The following is a 16,920-nucleotide window of genomic DNA, read 5'->3' as shown; positions in this document are numbered from 1 at the left end:
AACTGTCAACTTTATTCCGGGAGGCGCCAGTCGACCGGGGTCCCGCCCTGCTCCTCCAGCAGCCGGTCCACCCGGCTGAACGGGCGCGAGCCGAAGAAGCCCCGGGAGGCCGAGAGCGGTGAGGGGTGGACGGACTCGACCCAGGGGATCGGACCGAGCAGCGGCTTGAGCGTCTGCGCGTCCCGGCCCCAGAGGATGGCGACGCACGGGCCGCCGCGGGCGGCCAGCGCCTTGATCGCGTGCTCGGTGACCGCCTCCCAGCCGCGCCCGCGGTGCGACCCGGATTCGCCGGGACGCACGGTGAGCACCCGGTTCAGCAGCATCACGCCCTGGTCGGCCCACGCGCTCAGGTCGCCGTGCGCGACCGGTGGATGGCCCAGGTCGTCGGCGAGCTCCCGGTAGATGTTGACCAGGCTGCGCGGGATCGGCCGGACGTCGGGGGCGACCGCGAAGCTCAGGCCGATCGGGTGGCCGGGCGTGGGATAGGGGTCCTGGCCCACGACCAGCACCCGGACGTCGGCCAGCGGGCGCTGGAACGCCCGGAAGACGGCGTCACCGTCCGGCAGGTAGGGGCGACCGGCCGCGACCTCGTCCCGCAGGAACCGGCCCAGGGCGGTGATCCGGTCGTCGACCGGCTCCAACGCGCGTCCCCAGTCCTCGGCCACCAGGCCTCGTTCGACCAGCGAGGCGACTCCACGTGCTCCCATGGCGGGACAACCTAGCGGGCGAGTGCGCGTGACTCCCGGGAGCGGTGGCGGCGCCTCGGGTTCGCCCCGATCGGCGGCTCCTCGTGCCCCGACCACTGGTCGAACCACTCGTCGAGCACCCGCCAGGTGGTGCTCCGCGCCTGGCGGCCGCTGAGCATCCCCAGGTGTCCGCCCGGCACCATCTCGAAGCGCACCTCGGGCGCCCCGGTGAGCAGGGGTACGCCGGCGCGGACGGAGGCGATCGGCGCGATGCCGTCCGTCATCCCGCCGAAGAGCAGCACCGGCGCGGTGATCCGGGCGAGGTCGACCACCCGGTCGCCGATCTCCATCGCCCCGTCGACCAGCCCGTTGGCCCGGACGAACCGGTGGTAGAGCTGCCCGAAGGTCCGGCCGGGGTAGGCGGTCATCCGGTCGACGAAGCGGTCCACCGCCTCGAGCTGGGAGAGGAAGTCCCGGTCGTCGAGGTTGACCGCCATCGCCAGCGGCTTGGTCACGAGCTTCTGCACGCTGGTGAGCTGGAAGGCCCACCGCACCAAGGGCTGGGGGGCACCGCCGAAGGTCTGGTAGAGCCGGTTGACCACCCCGCCGCCCTCGGTCAGGTTGAGCAGCGGGCGCACCGGTGCCACGAGCGGCACCTTGCGGACGTCGAACGGGGTGCCCAGGACGCTGAGCGAGGCGATCGGCAGGTCGGGCCGGTCGGCCGCGGCGAGGAGCGCGAAGATGCCGCCCAGGCTCCAGCCGACGACGTGCACGGGGCGGCCGCCGGTGTGCTCGGAGACCCGCCGCACCGCGGCGGGCAGGACCTGCTCGACCCAGTGCTCGAGCCCCAGCGCGCGGTCGCGGAAGGAGACGGCGCCGTACTCCACCAGGTAGGTGGGGCGGCCCTCCTCGACCAGGTGCTCGACCAGCGAGCAGCCCCGGCGCAGGTCGTAGCAGAGCGCGGGTGCGGCGAGCGGGGTGACCAGCAGGACCGGGTCGCCGTGCTCGGTGCCGTGCGGTCGTGGCCGGTAGTGGTAGAGCTCGCGCAGCTCGCCCTCGTCGATCATCGTGCGGGGCATCGGCCGGAGGTCGGCGAGACCGCCGTACAGCACCATGTGGGCGAGGTTGCCGGCCGCGGCGACGACCTGCCCCGGCTTCGGCACGAGATCCATGGGTCGAATGTAGCGGCGGTTCGACAAGGCGTGGCCGCTCGGCTAGACACGGACCATGGGATGGAAGAGGGCGACCGGGCTGGCAGCGACCGCGCTGGGCGGTGTCGCGGCCTACGACCTGACGCAGCGCCGGCACGCGATCCTGCGCAACTTCCCGGTGATCGGTCACTTCCGCTACTGGGCGGAGAAGGTCGGCCCTGAGCTGCGCCAGTACATCGTGACCAGCAACGACGAGGAGCGGCCCTTCAGCCGCGACCAGCGCCGGTGGGTCTACGCCAGCGCCAAGCTGGAGAACAACTACTTCGGCTTCGGCACCGACAACGACGTGGAGCAGGCGGCGGGCTACCCGATCATCAAGCACCGCACCTTCATGGGCGAAGGCGCCCAGACCGCGCCGCACGGCGACGAGGGCGTCTCCCTGCCCTCGGCGAAGGTGCTGGGCGGTCCGCGAGGACGCCGGCACGCCTTCCGGCCGCGCTCGGTGGTCAACATCTCCGGGATGAGCTTCGGCTCGCTGTCCGGGCCGGCGATCGAGGCGCTCAACCGCGGTGCGGCCCGCGCCGGCTGCCTGCAGAACACGGGCGAGGGCGCGCTCTCGCCGCACCACCGGCACGGCGGCGAGATCGTCTTCCAGATCGGTACGTCGTACTTCGGCTGCCGCGACGAGGACGGGAACTTCGACCTCGCCCGGCTCAAGGAGGTCGTCGCCTCCGCGCCGGTCCGGGCGCTGGAGATCAAGCTCTCCCAGGGGGCCAAGCCCGGGCTGGGCGGGATGCTGCCGGGGGAGAAGGTGAGCCGGGAGATCGCCGAGATCCGCGGCATCCCGGTCGGCCAGGACTGCGCCTCGCCGAGCCGGCACACCGTCTTCCACGACGTCGACTCGATGCTCGACTTCGTCGAGCTGCTCGCCGAGGAGACGGGGCTGCCGGTGGGGATCAAGGCGGCGGTGGGCAACCTGGAGTTCTGGGACCAGCTGGTCGACCAGATGGCCGACCGGACGCGAGGGGTCGACTTCGTCAACATCGACGGCGGCGAGGGCGGGACCGGGGCGGCGCCGATGATCTTCGCCGACTCCGTGGCCTACCCCTTCCGGATCGGCTTCAGCGAGGTCTACCGGCGCTTCGCCCAGGCCGGGCTGACCGACGAGGTCACCTTCATCGGCGCCGGCAAGCTCGGCCTGGCGGAGAACGCCCTGGTCGCCTTCGCCCTGGGCGCCGACATGGTCAACGTGGGGCGTGAGGCGATGATGTCGATCGGCTGCATCCAGGCGCAGAAGTGCCACACCGACCACTGCCCGGTGGGTGTGGCCACCCAGAAGGCGCGCTACACCCGCGGGCTGGACGTGGGGCTGAAGCACGAGCGCGCCGCCAACTACATCGTCTCGCTCCGCCGCGACCTGCTGAAGGTGGCCGAGGCGGTCGGCGTACCGCACCCGGCGTTCATCACCCCCGACGACATCGACATCCTCGACGGACAGCGCACCGCGGTCTCGCTCGGCGAGCTCTACGGCTACGAGCCCGGGTGGGCGGCGCTGCCGCCCGAGCTGGCCGGACCGCTGATCGAGGAGATGCGCGCCTGAGGGCTACGGCTTCGCCGGCCGGACCGTCTTGCCGTGGTCGCCGCGGACCTCGGACAGCTCGTCGAGGAACTCCGTGGCCCACTTCTTCACGTCGTGCTCCACGACCGTCTTGCGCATCGCCTTCATCCGCCGGCTCCGCTCCCGGGGCGGGGCCTGGAATGCCTCGAGCAGGGCGGCCTTCATCCCGTTGATGTCGTAGGGGTTGATCAGCCAGGCCTGGCGCAGCTCGTTGGCGGCGCCGGCGAACTCCGAGAGCACCAGCGCCCCGTCGTCGTCGTAGCGGCAGGCGACGTACTCCTTGGCGACCAGGTTCATCCCGTCGCGCAGCGGGGTGACGACCATGATGTCCGCGGCCCGGTAGAGCGCCGCCATCTCCTCCCGGGGGAAGGAGGAGTGCATGTAGGAGATGGCCGGGGACCCGATCCGGCCCAGGTCGCCGTTGAGGCGGCCGACCAGCCGGTCGATCTCGTCGCGCAGGATCCGGTACTGCTCGACCCGCTCTCGCGAGGGCGTGGCGACCTGGACGAAGACGGCGTCGCTGACGTCGATGTGCCCGTCCTCGATCAGCTCGCCGAAGGCGCGCAGCCGGGCGTAGATGCCCTTGGTGTAGTCGAGCCGGTCGATCCCCAGGAAGACCTTGGTGGGGTTGCCCAGGGCCTCGCGGATCTCCGCGGCGCGGCGCTGGACCGGCTCGGAGCGCGCCAGCTCCTCGAAGTCCGCGGCGTCGATGGAGATCGGGAACGCCGCGGCCCGCACGGTGCGCCCGTCGGGCAGGTAGACCAGGTCGCGGTGCGTCTTGTGCCCCACCCGCTGGCGGACCAGGCGGATGAAGTTCTGCGCGCCGCCGGGCAGCTGGAAGCCGATCAGGTCGGCTCCGAGCAGCCCCTCGAGCACCTGGCGGCGCCACGGCAGCTGCTGGAAGAGCTCGGTGGGCGGGAACGGGATGTGCAGGTAGAAGCCGATGCGCAGGTCGGGGCGGAGCGCCCGCAGCATCGACGGGACCAGCTGGAGCTGGTAGTCGTGGACCCAGACGGTGGCGTTCTCCGCGGCCACCTCGGCGGCCTTGTCGGCGAACCGCTGGTTGACCCGGACGTAGGACTCCCACCACTCGCGGTGGAACTCCGGCTTGGCCACCACGTCGTGGTAGAGCGGCCAGAGGGTGGCGTTGGAGAAGCCCTCGTAGAACTCTTCGAGCTCGTCGGCGCTCAGCGAGACCGGCACCAGGTCGAGCCCGTCGGCGACGAACGGCTCGTGCACCTCGTCGGTGCCGCCGGGCCAGCCGATCCAGGCCCCGTCGTTGGCCCGCAGCACGGGTTCGAGGGCACTCACCAGACCGCCGGGGGAGCGGCGCCAGCCCATGCTGCCGTCCGGCATCTCGTAGCGGTCGACGGGCAGCCTGTTGGCGACGATGACGAGGTCTGCGGAGCCGGGTGCGGTCACAGGCCTCACCCTAGGGGACGCGCGGTCGCGACTCGCGCCAAGCGAATGACATCGTTGTGGTTCGTCGCCTAGAGTGGGTCGCGCACGCCTGTTCGACGACCCGCCGCCAGCGACCATCAGGGAGACACACGACATGGACGCAGCGAACGCCCTCCCGGCCCCGGAGCCCGAGGCCGCCCAGGGCCTCAGCGACCGCGACCGAGAGATCCTGGAGTTCGAGCGTCACTGGTGGAAGTACGCCGGCGCCAAGGAGCAGGCGGTCCGCGAGAAGTTCGACATGAGCTCGACCCGCTACTACCAGGTGCTCAACGCGCTGATCGACCGCCAGGAGGCCCTCGAGGCCGACCCGCTGCTGGTCCGTCGGCTGCGACGGCTCCGCTCCCAGCGTCAGCGTCAGCGCTCCGCCCGCCGCCTGGGCTTCGAGGTCTGAGATGAAGCGCGACGAGCGCGGGGTCGCCTACCCGTCCCCGCTGGTCATGCTGAGCGTGATCGCGGTCGCGATGGCCGGCGTCGCCTTCGTGGCGACCAAGGACCAGCCCGAGCAGGAGCGCCGGGTGGAGACGGTGGCCAGCACCCCGACCCCCACGACCGAGGCCGCTCCGGAGCCGGCACCCGCGCCGGAGCCCCCGCCCGAGCCGGAGAAGCCCGCGGTGGAACGCGGGAAGATCTACGTCGAGGTCTACAACAACACCGGCATCAAGGGGCTCGCCGCGAGCACCGCCGAGAAGATCAGCGGCGCCGGCTGGCAGGTCGTGGGCACCGACAACTGGGTCGGCACGATCCCCGCCCCGACGGTCTACTTCCCCCAGCGGCTCAAGGCGGCGGCCGAGCTGCTGGCGCTGGACCTGGGCTTCCAGCGGGTGCAGCCCGCGGTCGCCCCGATGAAGCAGGACCGGTTGACCGTCATTCTGACGGGCTGAGTCACTCCCGCCCGGATCTGAGAGAGTGGAGGGCATGGAGCTCCCCACCCCGCAGGTGGCCGATCAGTACGCCGCACTCGTCGCGTCCGCGGAGACCCTGGTGGTCGGGCTGGACTTCGACGGCACGCTGGCGCCCATCGTCGACGACCCCACCCAGGCCCACATCCACCCCGACGCCCCCGACCTGCTCCTCGAGCTGGCCAAGCGGGTCCGCGGTATCGCCGTGGTCACCGGCCGGCCGGCCCGCCAGGCCCTGGCGCTGGGAGACCTCGACGTGCTCGGCGCCCGCGTGGCCGAGCTGGGCAAGGAGTTCCACGTGCTCGGCCAGTACGGCAACGAGCGCTGGACCTCGACCGAGCGCCGGGTGATCTCCCCGCGCCCGCCGCACGGGCTGGCCTCCTTCGTCCGGGAGGTGCCCACGCTGCTGCGCCGGGCGCAGGCTCCCGACGCCTACGTCGAGCTCAAGGGGCTCGCCGTGGCGCTGCACACTCGCCGGCTGCCCGACCCCCAGGGCTCCTTCAGCCGGATGCTGCCGTTGATCGAGCAGGCCGCCGAGCGGCACGGGCTCAGCGTGGAGCCGGGCCGCCTGGTGGTCGAGGTCCGGGCTCCGGGGATGCACAAGGGCCTGGCGGTGCGCACGCTGGCCGATCGGCTCGAGGCGGGCGCCTTCCTGTTCGCCGGGGACGACCTGGGCGACGTGGAGGCCTTCGACGAGCTGCGGACGATGCGCAAGGAGGGCACGCCGACCCTGATCGTCTGCTCCGACGGGGGAGACGGCCCCGACGTGCTCGCCGAGCTCGCCGACGTGGTGGTCCAGGGTCCGGACGGTGTGATGGACGTGATCCGGGACCTGCTGAGGGACATCGACGGGCATCGCTCCGGCACCTCCTGACCCGCTCTGACCTGCGCACTCTCGACTGGCGGGACGACTGCGATCCACTATGTGGGACGCATGTGCACATCGTGAGACGGCGTCCTACGCTGACACAGCTCATCCAGAGGGACTGAGGGAACGGCCCTACGAAGTCCCGGCAACCGCCGCGTGCCTCCTGACGACTCGTCGTCAGTCGCGGAAACGGTGCTAATTCCGACCCGCAGCGAGGTACGCCGCGGGGCAGATGAGAGAAGGAGATCTTCTATGAGCGCCGTCACGACCGCGATCGCCCCCACCGGGACCGGTGCGACCACCCTCCGCGAAGGAGCCTTCGGTCACGCCACCGGGCTCTCGTGCCGCGAGTGCGGGCACGCCATCGCCCTGGGCCCGCACTACGCCTGTCCGGAGTGCTTCGGGCCCCTGGAGATCGCCTACGACTTCCCGGCCGTCAGCCGCGAGCAGATCGAGGCCGGCCCGGCCAACATCTGGCGCTACAAGGCGCTGCTGCCGGTGCCCGCCGACATCGAGCAGAGCCCCAACATGGAGCCGGGCTTCACCCGGCTGCTCAAGGCCGGCAACCTGGGCCGCGAGCTCGGCATCGACAACCTGTGGGTCAAGGACGACTCGACCAACCCCACCCACTCCTTCAAGGACCGCGTCGTGGCCTGCGCCCTGAGCGCCGCCCGCGAGTTCGGCAGCAAGGTCTTCGCCTGCCCCTCCACCGGCAACCTGGCCAACGCCGTCGCCGCCGCCGGTGCGCGGGCCGGGATCAAGACCGTGGTCTTCATCCCGAGCAACCTGGAGCGGGCCAAGCAGGTCAACTCCGCGGTCTACACCGACTCGCTGGTCGCGGTGGACGGCAACTACGACGACGTCAACAAGCTCGCCTCCGAGATCGCCGGGGAGGAGGACGGCTGGGCGTTCGTCAACGTCAACGTCCGGCCGTACTACGCCGAGGGCTCCAAGACCCTGGGCTACGAGATCGCCGAGCAGCTCGGCTGGCGGCTGCCCGACCAGATCGTCATCCCGGTCGCGTCCGGCTCCCAGCTGACCAAGGTCGACAAGGCCTTCCAGGAGCTGATCAAGCTCGGCCTGGTCGAGGACAAGCCCTACAAGGTCTTCGGCGCCCAGGCCACCGGCTGCTCGCCGGTGAGTGTGGCCTACAAAGCCGGCACCGACGCGATCCGCCCGGTCAAGCCCGACACCATCGCCAAGAGCCTGGCGATCGGCAACCCGGCCGACGGCATCTACGTGCTCGACATCTGCCGGCGGACCGGCGGAGCGGTGGAGGACATCACCGACGAGCAGGTCCGCGAGGGCATCCTGCTGCTGGCCCGGACCGAGGGGATCTTCACCGAGACCGCCGGCGGCACCACGGTCGGCGTGCTCAAGAAGCTGGTCGAGACCGGCCAGCTCGACACCTCGCTGGAGACCGTCGTGATCAACACCGGCATGGGGCTGAAGACCCTCGACGCCGTCGCCGACTCGGTCGGCCCGGCGGCCACGATCGCGCCGTCGTACGCCGCCTTCGCCGCCACCGGCCTCGCCGACTGACCCCTGATCCGAGAGAGTTGAGCCCATGAGCGTCTCCGTCCGCATCCCCACCATCCTGCGCACCTACACCGGGGGCGACTCCGAGGTCACCGCCGAGGGTGCCGACCTGGCCGCCGTGCTCGACGACCTGGACGCGCGGTTCGCCGGCATCAAGGGCCGGATCCTGGACGAGGCGGGCCAGCTGCGCCGGTTCGTCAACGTCTACGTCGACAACGACGACGTGCGCTTCCTCGACCACCTGCAGACCCCCACGCCGGACGGCACGCAGATCTCGGTGATCCCGGCGGTCGCGGGCGGCTGAACCGCCCTGCCAGACTGGCGCGATGGCTGAGCACACCTACGCCCTGGCGCTGCGCTGGACGGGGAACCGGGGGGCCGGGACCTCGGGCTACCGGGACTACTCGCGCGACGTCAGCGCCGTCGCCTCCGGGAAGCCGGAGCTGCTGCTCTCGGCGGACAGGCCGTTCCGGGGTGACCCGGCTCGTTGGAACCCGGAGGAGCTGCTGGTCGCCTCACTCAGCGAGTGCCACCTGCTCTCGTTCCTGCACGTGGCGGTGACGCACGGCGTGACGGTGACGGCGTACGAGGACGAGCCGGTCGGCACGATGGAGCAGCGCGGGATCGGCGGGCGGTTCACCCGGGTGCTGCTGCGTCCGACGGTGACGATCGCCAACGCCGCGCACGTCGATCTGGTGCCGCAGCTGCACCGCGAGGCGCACGATGCCTGCTTCATCGCCAGCTCGGTGGCGTTCCCGGTCGAGCACGAGGCGACCACGCTGGTCGCCGGCTAACGCTGCGGCGGCAGCAGTCCCACGACCGCGGCGTTGCCGCGGCCGTCGATCTTCACCTCGGCGAGTGTGCCGTCCTCGCGAAGCGTTTCCTCGATCCGCCTGGCCTCGTCCTGCGACACGAACCAGCTCTCGATGCCGCACCGGATCTCCCAACGCTCGTCGCGGCAGGCCAGGTAGGCGCCGTCCTCGGGGCGGGAACGAGTCCAGCCGGAGGAGACCATCAGGCCGTCCTCCTCGACGAGCCGGACGTAGATGGTCCTGCCCTCGCCCTCGCCGCGGTCCGCCTCGTCGGGCCACAGGTCGGGGTAGTCGAGGACGACGTACGCCCCGCGGAACGGGTCGATCGGGTCCACGGGCGCCACCCGCATCAGGTAGGTGTCCCCGGTCAGCCGGGCGGAGAGCTGAGGCGCGACGGCGACGCCGGTGAGGGCGAGCTGGACGGCGGCGACGCCTGCCGCCACGGCGTACCTGTTCATCGGTCGGACTCCTGCTCGAGGGTGGCGGCCAGGTGGCGACGGGCCCGGTCGAACCCGACGCCGGCGGCGAGGAGGATCGCGCCGAGGAGCAGGAAGAGCCAGGCTCCCTGCACGATCGGGGCGAAGACGGCGAAGCTCTGCACGACCGTGAACAGGACGAGTCCCAGGGTCGCGGTGACGCTGAGCAGCGGCGCGTCCCGCAGGGTGCCGACCGCGGCGACCCCCACGGACAGAGCGACGTAGGCGGTGACCGCTACCAGCGCATGTGCCAGATCATCCAGGCCCACGGAACGGGAGTCGGCGCCGGCCGGCCAGGCCGCCAGCACGACCCCGACGGTCAGCGCGAGCGACCCGCCCAGCACCTCCCAGCGTGCCGCGACGGGGCCGACCAGGCAGGTCGCCGCGGCGAGGACCCCCGCGGCAGTGACCAGAGCAAGAGTCCAGCCGAATGAGGGGAGACCACCGTCGACGCCGACCGGGAGCCCGGCCACGAACAGGCCGCCCAGGGCGAGGCCGGCGCCGACATGGCGCCACGGGCCGGAGAAGGCCGGCAGCCACCGCTCGTGCAGCCCCGCCATGCCGAGTGCCGCGACCGCCGAGGCCGTGAGCGCCAGGACGGTGCCGGTCAAGGTCGGGTTCTGCTCGACGGCCTCCCACAGCACCCACCCGATGAAACCGGCGATTGCGACCAGCAGCGGGCCGCGGGCAGCGGTGACGTAGGCCTGGACCAGCGCGCCGAGACCCCACAGACCGACGAGTCCCGGCTCGTACGCCGGCACCTGCAGGCTCTGCGCGGCCTGGAAGATGACCGCCCCGACGCCGAACGCCGCCAGCGTGCGGACGGCGCCGACCACGACGGCCGACGTACGACGCGAGTCGAGCACCTCGGCGCCGACCAGGCAGGTCAGCCAGAGGACGACGACCGCCAGGAACCGGGTGAGAGGGGAGAGCTCGTCCAGGTTGGCGGCGACCAACCAGATCAGGCCGATGCCGAGGAACCCCGTTCCGACGGCGAGCAGCAGGCGGCCCAGCGAGAACCGCCGCGACTCGAGGTAGCGCGCGAGGACCGCCTCGGCGGTGGCCGGGTCGATCAGGCCCTCTGCCCGCCAGTCGTCGACCTGGTCCCGGAGCCAGGCCAGCTGGCCCGGCGTCGCAGGAACGGCGTACGACGCCGGCTCGCGGCGTGCGGTGGTGGGGTCCATGGGCACATCGTGGTGTCGGCGCGGCGGCGGCGCCATGAGTCGGTGTACTCATCCGCCCGGCGGGCTAGACGTGTCGTGGCCCACTAGGGTGGCGGCGTGCCGGACGAACCCTCGACGCAGCCCCCGCTGAAGGGGCGCAGCCTCACCGAGCTCGCCCAGCACTTCGGCACCGACAAGTGGGGCGTGCACCGTTACACCCCGCACTACCAGCGGTTCCTCGAGCACCTGCGCGACGAGGAGTTCACCCTGCTGGAGATCGGGGTCGGCGGCTACGCCCGCAACCGGCAGGGCGGCGCGTCGCTGAAGGCGTGGAAGTGGTTCTTCCCGAAGGCGAACATCGTCGGCCTGGACATCGAGGACAAGTCGTTCGTCGACCGCAACCGGATCACCACGTACCGCGGCGACCAGACCGACGAGGCGGTGCTGCGGCGGATCCTCGACGAACAGGGCGTCCCGCGCGTGGTGATCGACGACGGCTCGCACGTGCCCGCGCACATCCGGCGGACCTTCGAGATCCTCTTCCCGCTGCTGCCCGACGGCGGTATCTACGCGATCGAGGACACCCAGACCTCCTACTGGCCCGAGTGGGGCGGGGCCGAGGACCGGCATGCCCGCGGCACCACGATGGACCTGGTCAAGGACCTCGTCGACGGCCTCAACCACGAGGAGTACGTCGTACCGCACGAGCCGTCGTACGCCGACCGCTGGGTGAAGGCGGTGCACTGCTTCCACAACCTGGTGATCATCGAGAAGGGCGACAACCTCGAGGGCACCAACAAGTGGACGGTGCTGAGCGAGCGCTACCCCGATGGTCAGCCGAAGGGACAGCGGGACTAGACCGTTCGGGCCATTTTTGCCTGAATCTGTGTCCGGGCTCTGAGCGCGTTCGTACAGTCGTGCCGCTGTGCCCTACCCGGTGGTACCTCCACCGGGCCGCGGCCGGCGCGACTGCTTGAGGAGACCCATGTCGATACGTCGTAGGCGCCGCGGGGAGCGGGGGGCGGCCGCCGTCGAGTTCGCGCTGATCATGCCGATCCTGTTCATGCTGGTCTTCGGCATCGTGGACTTCGGTTACGCGATCAACCGGCACTCCGTCATCAACAACGCCACGCGAGACGCTGCGCGCGAGGCCAGCCTCGGGGGGGGCAAGGCCGACATCATCGCCGTTGCCCAGCAGAGTCTCGACGGGGTCGCGGGGGCGGTGGTCCAGGTGACGTGCATCAAGCCGACCAAGGCGGCGTGCGGCAGCAACTACGACGCCGATGCGGTCTCCAACGGTTGGGCGGTCGTGACCGTCAAGTACAACCACAAGATGATCACGCCGGTCAGCATCTTCTTCGGCGACTCCATCAGTCTCGATCGCACCGCGCAGATGAGGATCGAATGACCATGAACCGTTTTGTGAGGCTGTCTCGAATGTCCGAAGGTAGCCGTCGGGGCGACGATCGTGGCGCCGTCGCGATCATCATGGCGGTGGTCGTCGTGGTGCTCTTCGCTGCAGCGGCCATCGGCGTGGACATCGCCAGTCAGGTCGCCGCCAAGCAGCGTCTGCACGACACCATCGACATGGCTGCCCACGAGGCGTCGTTCAGTCTCACGACCAGCGGGTCCGCCGCCCTCGCCGCCGCGGTGGCGACTGCCAAGGCTGCGGATCCCGACTCGAGCCCGGAGGGCAAGCTCTACTGCGTGGTGGCCTCCAACACCAAGGTGAACCCGCTCGCTCCGGACTGGACGCAGATCCCCGCCACGTGCAAGCCGGGCGCAAAGACTCCCTACAACACCACCAACTACCCCCGGAAGACCCCCACCAAGGACGGGTTCACCTGCAACGAGGCCATCTGCGCGATCCCGTGCGATCCAGTCGTCGGTTCGTGCAACACGATCTCGGTGTGGGACAGCAAGACCGTGAAGTACGGCTTCGCCCCCGTGATCGGCTTCGACGAGGGCAACACGGGGGTCGTGGTCTCCACGGCGTGCGCCGGCTCCTGCGGCACCTCCACACCCAACCCGATGGACGTGGTGATCATGGCGGACCGCACTGGCTCGATGAGCGAGACCAACCGCAAGGCCATGGTCACCGGGATCGAGGGCGCCTTGAAGACGATGAACCCGCTGATGCACTACGTCGCCCTCGGGGCGCTGCACAAGTCCAAGGGGACCAGCGCCACCTGCCGGACGGATCCGCAGGACTACTCGAAGCCATCGAAGAAGAGCGGGGAGACCACCACCGCCTACAACAACCGGGTGGCCGCCGACCTCCAGGTCCAGGTGAAGGGGGGCAGTTGGGTCGCGGTCCCGTTCAGCAACAACTACCTGACCGGCGCGACCACCCCGACGCTCAACTACAGCAGTGAGCTCGTCGCCGGGGTCGGGTGCATCCGGAACGAGGCGTCCTCAGGCTCGTACAAGACGCACCCGGCGAGCGCGCTCAAGGGCGCGGCGCGCTACCTCCTCGGGTGGGACATCAACAACCTGGGATCCCTGCCTGCCGACCGTCCTGGGACTGTTCGCAAGGCGATCATCTTCGAGACCGACGGCATGCCTCAGGAGGTGCTCGACGAGCACAGCACCGGACTCAGCCTGAACACCCCCGGCGACATGGGGGTCGGGGGAGAAGAATCCAGCCAGGTGAGTCAGGCCTGCAAGAACTTCAACGACATCGCCACGCAGACCAAGGACGAGGGAGTCATCATCATCACGGTCGGCTTCGGGTCTGCCAACACGGCCAACTGCGGCAACAGCAAGAGCACGCCGAAGGTCCGTAACGCGCTGGCTGCCGCTGCGTCGCCACACCCAGGCACGGGCGAGGCGTCCAAGGCGGAGAGCGACTGCAGCACCACGAAGGAGAAGACCGACGAGAACGGCGACGGCGACTTCTACTTCTGCGCCTCCAACGGGTCCGAGCTCGGCCCGATCTTCCAGACCGCACTGGGATCGCTCTCGGGTGGCGTCAAGCTGATCCGGTTGCCGCGTTAGCTCCGCGACCCGCAACGCCCCGACCGCTCGAGCGCGGTCGGGGCGTTTGCACTCCCACCACCCGAGTGCTAAACATGGAGTTGGCACTCTCAGCATGAGAGTGACAGAAGCGGACTGGTGACGTTGAGGTCCGAAGCGCCGGCGGGAAGGGTTCGCCGGGCAGCCGGATCGTCCGTCGCGGGCAACCCATCAGGGCCGCACCCCCAAACTCCCGAAAAGGAATCACAGGAGTTATGCCGAAGCTGATTGCTTTCAACGAGGAGGCCCGTCGTGGTCTCGAGCGTGGCATGAACACGCTCGCCGACGCGGTCAAGGTGACGCTGGGCCCCAAGGGTCGCAACGTCGTCCTCGAGAAGAAGTGGGGCGCGCCCACCATCACGAACGATGGTGTGTCGATCGCCAAGGAGATCGAGCTCGAGGACCCGTACGAGAAGATCGGTGCCGAGCTCGTCAAGGAAGTTGCCAAGAAGACCGACGACGTCGCCGGTGACGGTACGACGACGGCGACCGTGCTCGCCCAGGCGATGGTCCGCGAGGGCCTGCGCAACGTGGCTGCGGGCGCGAACCCGATGGGTCTCAAGCGCGGCATCGAGGCGGCCGTCGAGGCTGTCTCCACCGAGCTCCTGAGCATGGCCAAGGACGTCGAGACCAAGGAGCAGATCGCGTCCACCGCGACCATCTCCGCCGGTGGCGACACCACGGTCGGCGACGCCATCGCCGAGGCGATGGACAAGGTCGGCAAGGAAGGCGTCATCACCGTCGAGGAGTCGAACACCTTCGGCATCGACCTCGAGCTGACCGAGGGCATGCGGTTCGACAAGGGCTACATCTCGGCCTACTTCGTCACCGACCCCGAGCGCATGGAGACGGTCCTCGAGGACCCCTACATCCTCATCGCGAACTCCAAGATCTCGTCGGTCAAGGACCTGCTCCCGCTGCTGGAGAAGGTCATGCAGTCCGGCAAGCCGCTGGTCATCATCGCCGAGGACGTCGACGGCGAGGCGCTGTCGACCCTGGTCGTGAACAAGATCAAGGGCACCTTCAAGTCCGTCGCCGTCAAGGCTCCGGGCTTCGGCGACCGCCGCAAGGCCATGCTGCAGGACATCGCGATCCTGACCGGCGGCCAGGTCATCTCCGAGGAGGTCGGCCTCAAGCTGGACACCGCGGGCATCGAGCTGCTCGGCCAGGCCCGCAAGGTCGTCATCACCAAGGACGAGACCACCATCGTCGAGGGCTCGGGCGACAGTGGCCAGATCGAGGGCCGGGTCAACCAGATCCGCGCCGAGATCGAGAAGTCGGACTCCGACTACGACCGCGAGAAGCTGCAGGAGCGCCTGGCCAAGCTGGCCGGCGGCGTTGCGGTGATCAAGGTCGGCGCGGCCACCGAGGTCGAGCTCAAGGAGCGCAAGCACCGCATCGAGGACGCCGTTCGCAACGCGAAGGCTGCCGTCGAGGAGGGCATCGTCGCCGGTGGTGGCGTTGCCCTGGTGCAGGCCGCCAAGAACGTCTTCGAGAAGCTGGACCTCTCGGGCGACGAGGCGACCGGTGCCGAGATCGTCCGCAAGGCGACCGAGGCCCCGCTCAAGCAGATCGCGATCAACGCCGGTCTCGAGGGTGGCGTCATCGCGGAGAAGGTGCGCAACCTGGAGTCGGGCCACGGCCTCAACGCGGCCACCGGCGAGTACGTCGACATGATCGCCGAGGGCATCATCGACCCGGCGAAGGTCACGCGCTCCGCCCTGCAGAACGCCGCCTCCATCGCGGCGCTGTTCCTGACCACCGAGGCCGTCGTGGCCGACAAGCCGGAGAAGGCGGCGCCCATGGGCGGCGACCCGACCGGTGGCATGGGTGGCATGGACTTCTGATCCTCGGATCAGACACGCACCATCGGCAGGGCCCTCGCTTCGGCGGGGGCCCTGCTCCCATGTCGGGGCGACCATGTCCGGCGCGCTTGTGACACTTGATGCGCCTGATGGGTGGCGTGTGTCACAGATCCGGGGCATGCTGCCTCCATGGGAGCGCAGAGGCCGGACCACGTCGCGATTGTCGGAGCTGGGATGGTCGGTCTCGCGACCGCCTGGTTCCTCCAGGAGCAGGGCGTCCGGGTCACGGTGCTCGACCGCACCGGCGTGGCCGCGGGCTCCTCGTGGGGGAACGCCGGCTGGCTGACGCCGGGGCTGGCGACGCCGCTGCCGGAGCCGGCCGTGCTCAAGTACGGCATCCGGGCGGTGGTCAGCCCCAAGTCGCCGGTCTACGTGCCGATCACCACCGACCGCCGGCTGCTCTCCTTCCTGGTCCGCTTCGCCCGCAACTCCACGATGGAGCGCTGGCGGGAGGCGATGCGTGCGCTGGTGCCCATCAACTCCCTGGCGCTCGACGGCTTCGACCGGCTCCGCGACGGCGGGGTGGCGGCGCCCACGCCCGAGGCCAAGCCGTTCCTGGCGGCGTACCGGACGCCGGCCGAGCGGGCCGTGCTGCTCGAGGAGATCGAGCACATCCGCGCCAGCGGGCAGGAGCTGGACTACGAGGTCCTCAGCGGCGACGAGGCGCGGAGCCTGGAGCCCGCGCTCTCCCCGGCCATCGGCGCCGCGATCCGGCTCGACGGCCAGCGCTACCTGACGCCCAGCACGTACGTCGCCTCGCTCGCCGAGGAGGTACGACGCCGGGGCGCCCGGATCGTCAGCGGGGTCCAGGTCGACGCCCTCAAGCAGCGCGGCGACCAGGTGCAGGTGGCCGGCGAGTCCTACGACGCCGTGGTGATCGCCTCGGGCGCCTGGCTCAACCAGCTCGCCCGGCCGTTCGGGGTGACGCTGCCCGTGCAGGCGGGCCGCGGCTACTCCTTCACCGTGCCGATCGACCCGGTCCCGGCCGGGCCGGTCTACTTCCCGTCGCAGCGGGTCGCCTGCACGCCGGACGGCGACCGGCTGCGGATCGCCGGGATGATGGAGTTCCGGCCCGCCGACGCCGGCCTGGACACCCGGCGGATCGAGGCGATCGTGGACGCCGCCCGACCGCTGCTGCGCGGCGCCGAGCTCGGCGCCCGGCGCGACGAGTGGGTCGGCGCCCGGCCCTGCACCCCCGACGGGCTGCCGCTGGTCGGGGCCACCCGGTCCGACCGGGTCTTCGTCGCCGGCGGACACGGCATGTGGGGGATCACCCTGGGGCCGACCACGGGGAGGCTGCTGGCCGAGCGGATCGTCACCGGCCGGCTGCCCGCTCCGCTCCAGCCGTTCGACCCGCTGCGCTGATC

Annotated in this window: 17 protein-coding genes and 1 riboswitch; of the genes, 12 read left to right on the top strand and 5 right to left on the bottom strand. The window is 70.5% G+C overall.

Features of this window, described 5'->3' with window-relative positions; translation table 11 throughout:
* Window positions 1-11 precede the first annotated feature (11 nt).
* Window positions 12-707, bottom strand: coding sequence for a uracil-DNA glycosylase (locus tag H8838_RS15570; RefSeq protein ID WP_185994661.1), 696 nt, complete (start codon window positions 705-707; stop codon window positions 12-14).
* An 11-nt stretch (window positions 708-718) separates the two neighbouring features.
* On the bottom strand, window positions 719-1,858 hold the full coding sequence (locus H8838_RS15565) for an alpha/beta fold hydrolase (RefSeq protein WP_185994662.1): 1,140 nt from the start codon (window positions 1,856-1,858) through the stop codon (window positions 719-721).
* A 55-nt stretch (window positions 1,859-1,913) separates the two neighbouring features.
* Here H8838_RS15565 and H8838_RS15560 point away from each other — a divergent pair, with 55 nt between their 5' ends.
* Complete coding sequence (locus tag H8838_RS15560; protein ID WP_185994663.1) at window positions 1,914-3,437, top strand: FMN-binding glutamate synthase family protein; 1,524 nt, start codon at window positions 1,914-1,916, stop codon at window positions 3,435-3,437.
* Window positions 3,438-3,440: 3 nt separating this feature from the next.
* Here H8838_RS15560 and H8838_RS15555 read toward each other — a convergent pair whose 3' ends face one another.
* Window positions 3,441-4,877 carry an alpha,alpha-trehalose-phosphate synthase (UDP-forming) gene (locus H8838_RS15555; RefSeq protein ID WP_317983766.1) on the bottom strand — a complete coding sequence of 479 codons (1,437 nt, stop codon included), beginning with the start codon at window positions 4,875-4,877 and terminating at the stop codon, window positions 3,441-3,443.
* A 133-nt stretch (window positions 4,878-5,010) separates the two neighbouring features.
* On the opposite strand from H8838_RS15555, the gene H8838_RS15550 reads away from it, so the two are divergent.
* The 6 genes from H8838_RS15550 to H8838_RS15525 all read left to right on the top strand — a co-directional run bounded on the left by H8838_RS15550 (window position 5,011) and on the right by H8838_RS15525 (window position 9,016).
* Window positions 5,011-5,307, top strand: a complete 297-nt coding sequence (locus tag H8838_RS15550; protein ID WP_181312591.1) for a DUF3263 domain-containing protein — start codon at window positions 5,011-5,013, stop codon at window positions 5,305-5,307.
* Between the two features lies 1 nt (window position 5,308).
* Window positions 5,309-5,797 (top strand): LytR C-terminal domain-containing protein, encoded by a 489-nt coding sequence (locus tag H8838_RS15545; RefSeq protein ID WP_185994664.1) that lies wholly within the window; start codon window positions 5,309-5,311, stop codon window positions 5,795-5,797.
* A gap of 34 nt (window positions 5,798-5,831) precedes the next feature.
* A complete protein-coding gene (otsB, locus tag H8838_RS15540) occupies window positions 5,832-6,689 on the top strand; it encodes a trehalose-phosphatase (protein WP_185994665.1) in 858 nt (285 codons plus the stop codon).
* A gap of 96 nt (window positions 6,690-6,785) precedes the next feature.
* Window positions 6,786-6,922: riboswitch (SAM riboswitch) on the top strand.
* A gap of 13 nt (window positions 6,923-6,935) precedes the next feature.
* Window positions 6,936-8,225, top strand: a complete 1,290-nt coding sequence (gene thrC, locus H8838_RS15535) for a threonine synthase (RefSeq protein ID WP_185994666.1) — start codon at window positions 6,936-6,938, stop codon at window positions 8,223-8,225.
* Between the two features lie 25 nt (window positions 8,226-8,250).
* A complete protein-coding gene (locus H8838_RS15530) occupies window positions 8,251-8,526 on the top strand; it encodes a MoaD/ThiS family protein (RefSeq protein WP_181312595.1) in 276 nt (91 codons plus the stop codon).
* A 22-nt stretch (window positions 8,527-8,548) separates the two neighbouring features.
* Window positions 8,549-9,016 carry an OsmC family protein gene (locus H8838_RS15525; protein ID WP_185994667.1) on the top strand — a complete coding sequence of 156 codons (468 nt, stop codon included), beginning with the start codon at window positions 8,549-8,551 and terminating at the stop codon, window positions 9,014-9,016.
* Here H8838_RS15525 and H8838_RS15520 read toward each other — a convergent pair.
* Window positions 9,013-9,492, bottom strand: a complete 480-nt coding sequence (locus tag H8838_RS15520; RefSeq protein ID WP_185994668.1) for a GDYXXLXY domain-containing protein — start codon at window positions 9,490-9,492, stop codon at window positions 9,013-9,015. The two genes, H8838_RS15525 and H8838_RS15520, sit on opposite strands and share 4 nt — an antisense overlap.
* Window positions 9,489-10,694, bottom strand: coding sequence for a DUF2157 domain-containing protein (locus tag H8838_RS15515; RefSeq protein WP_185994669.1), 1,206 nt, complete (start codon window positions 10,692-10,694; stop codon window positions 9,489-9,491). The genes H8838_RS15520 and H8838_RS15515 overlap by 4 nt, the downstream gene beginning before the upstream one ends.
* Before the next feature lie 96 nt (window positions 10,695-10,790).
* Here H8838_RS15515 and H8838_RS15510 point away from each other — a divergent pair, with 96 nt between their 5' ends.
* The 5 genes from H8838_RS15510 (at window position 10,791) to H8838_RS15490 (ending at window position 16,918) form a co-directional block, all read left to right on the top strand.
* Entirely contained in the window at window positions 10,791-11,531 is a 741-nt protein-coding gene (locus H8838_RS15510) for a class I SAM-dependent methyltransferase (RefSeq protein WP_185994670.1), read from the top strand.
* Between the two features lie 127 nt (window positions 11,532-11,658).
* Window positions 11,659-12,081: a TadE/TadG family type IV pilus assembly protein gene (locus H8838_RS15505; RefSeq protein ID WP_185994671.1), complete on the top strand. Its 423-nt coding sequence runs from the start codon at window positions 11,659-11,661 to the stop codon at window positions 12,079-12,081.
* Window positions 12,078-13,670, top strand: a complete 1,593-nt coding sequence (locus H8838_RS15500) for a pilus assembly protein TadG-related protein (protein WP_191465637.1) — start codon at window positions 12,078-12,080, stop codon at window positions 13,668-13,670. Before H8838_RS15505 ends, H8838_RS15500 begins: the two co-directional genes overlap by 4 nt.
* A 233-nt stretch (window positions 13,671-13,903) precedes the next feature.
* Window positions 13,904-15,535, top strand: coding sequence for a chaperonin GroEL (groL, locus tag H8838_RS15495; protein ID WP_185994673.1), 1,632 nt, complete (start codon window positions 13,904-13,906; stop codon window positions 15,533-15,535).
* A 147-nt stretch (window positions 15,536-15,682) separates the two neighbouring features.
* A complete protein-coding gene (locus tag H8838_RS15490; RefSeq protein ID WP_185994674.1) occupies window positions 15,683-16,918 on the top strand; it encodes an NAD(P)/FAD-dependent oxidoreductase in 1,236 nt (411 codons plus the stop codon).
* Window positions 16,919-16,920 lie beyond the last annotated feature (2 nt).

The sequence above is a fragment of the Nocardioides campestrisoli genome, assembly GCF_013624435.2.
GTDB lineage: Bacteria > Actinomycetota > Actinomycetes > Propionibacteriales > Nocardioidaceae > Nocardioides > Nocardioides campestrisoli.
The sequence above is the reverse complement of the archived record's forward strand: the minus strand, read 5'-3'. Positions and strand labels throughout refer to the sequence as shown.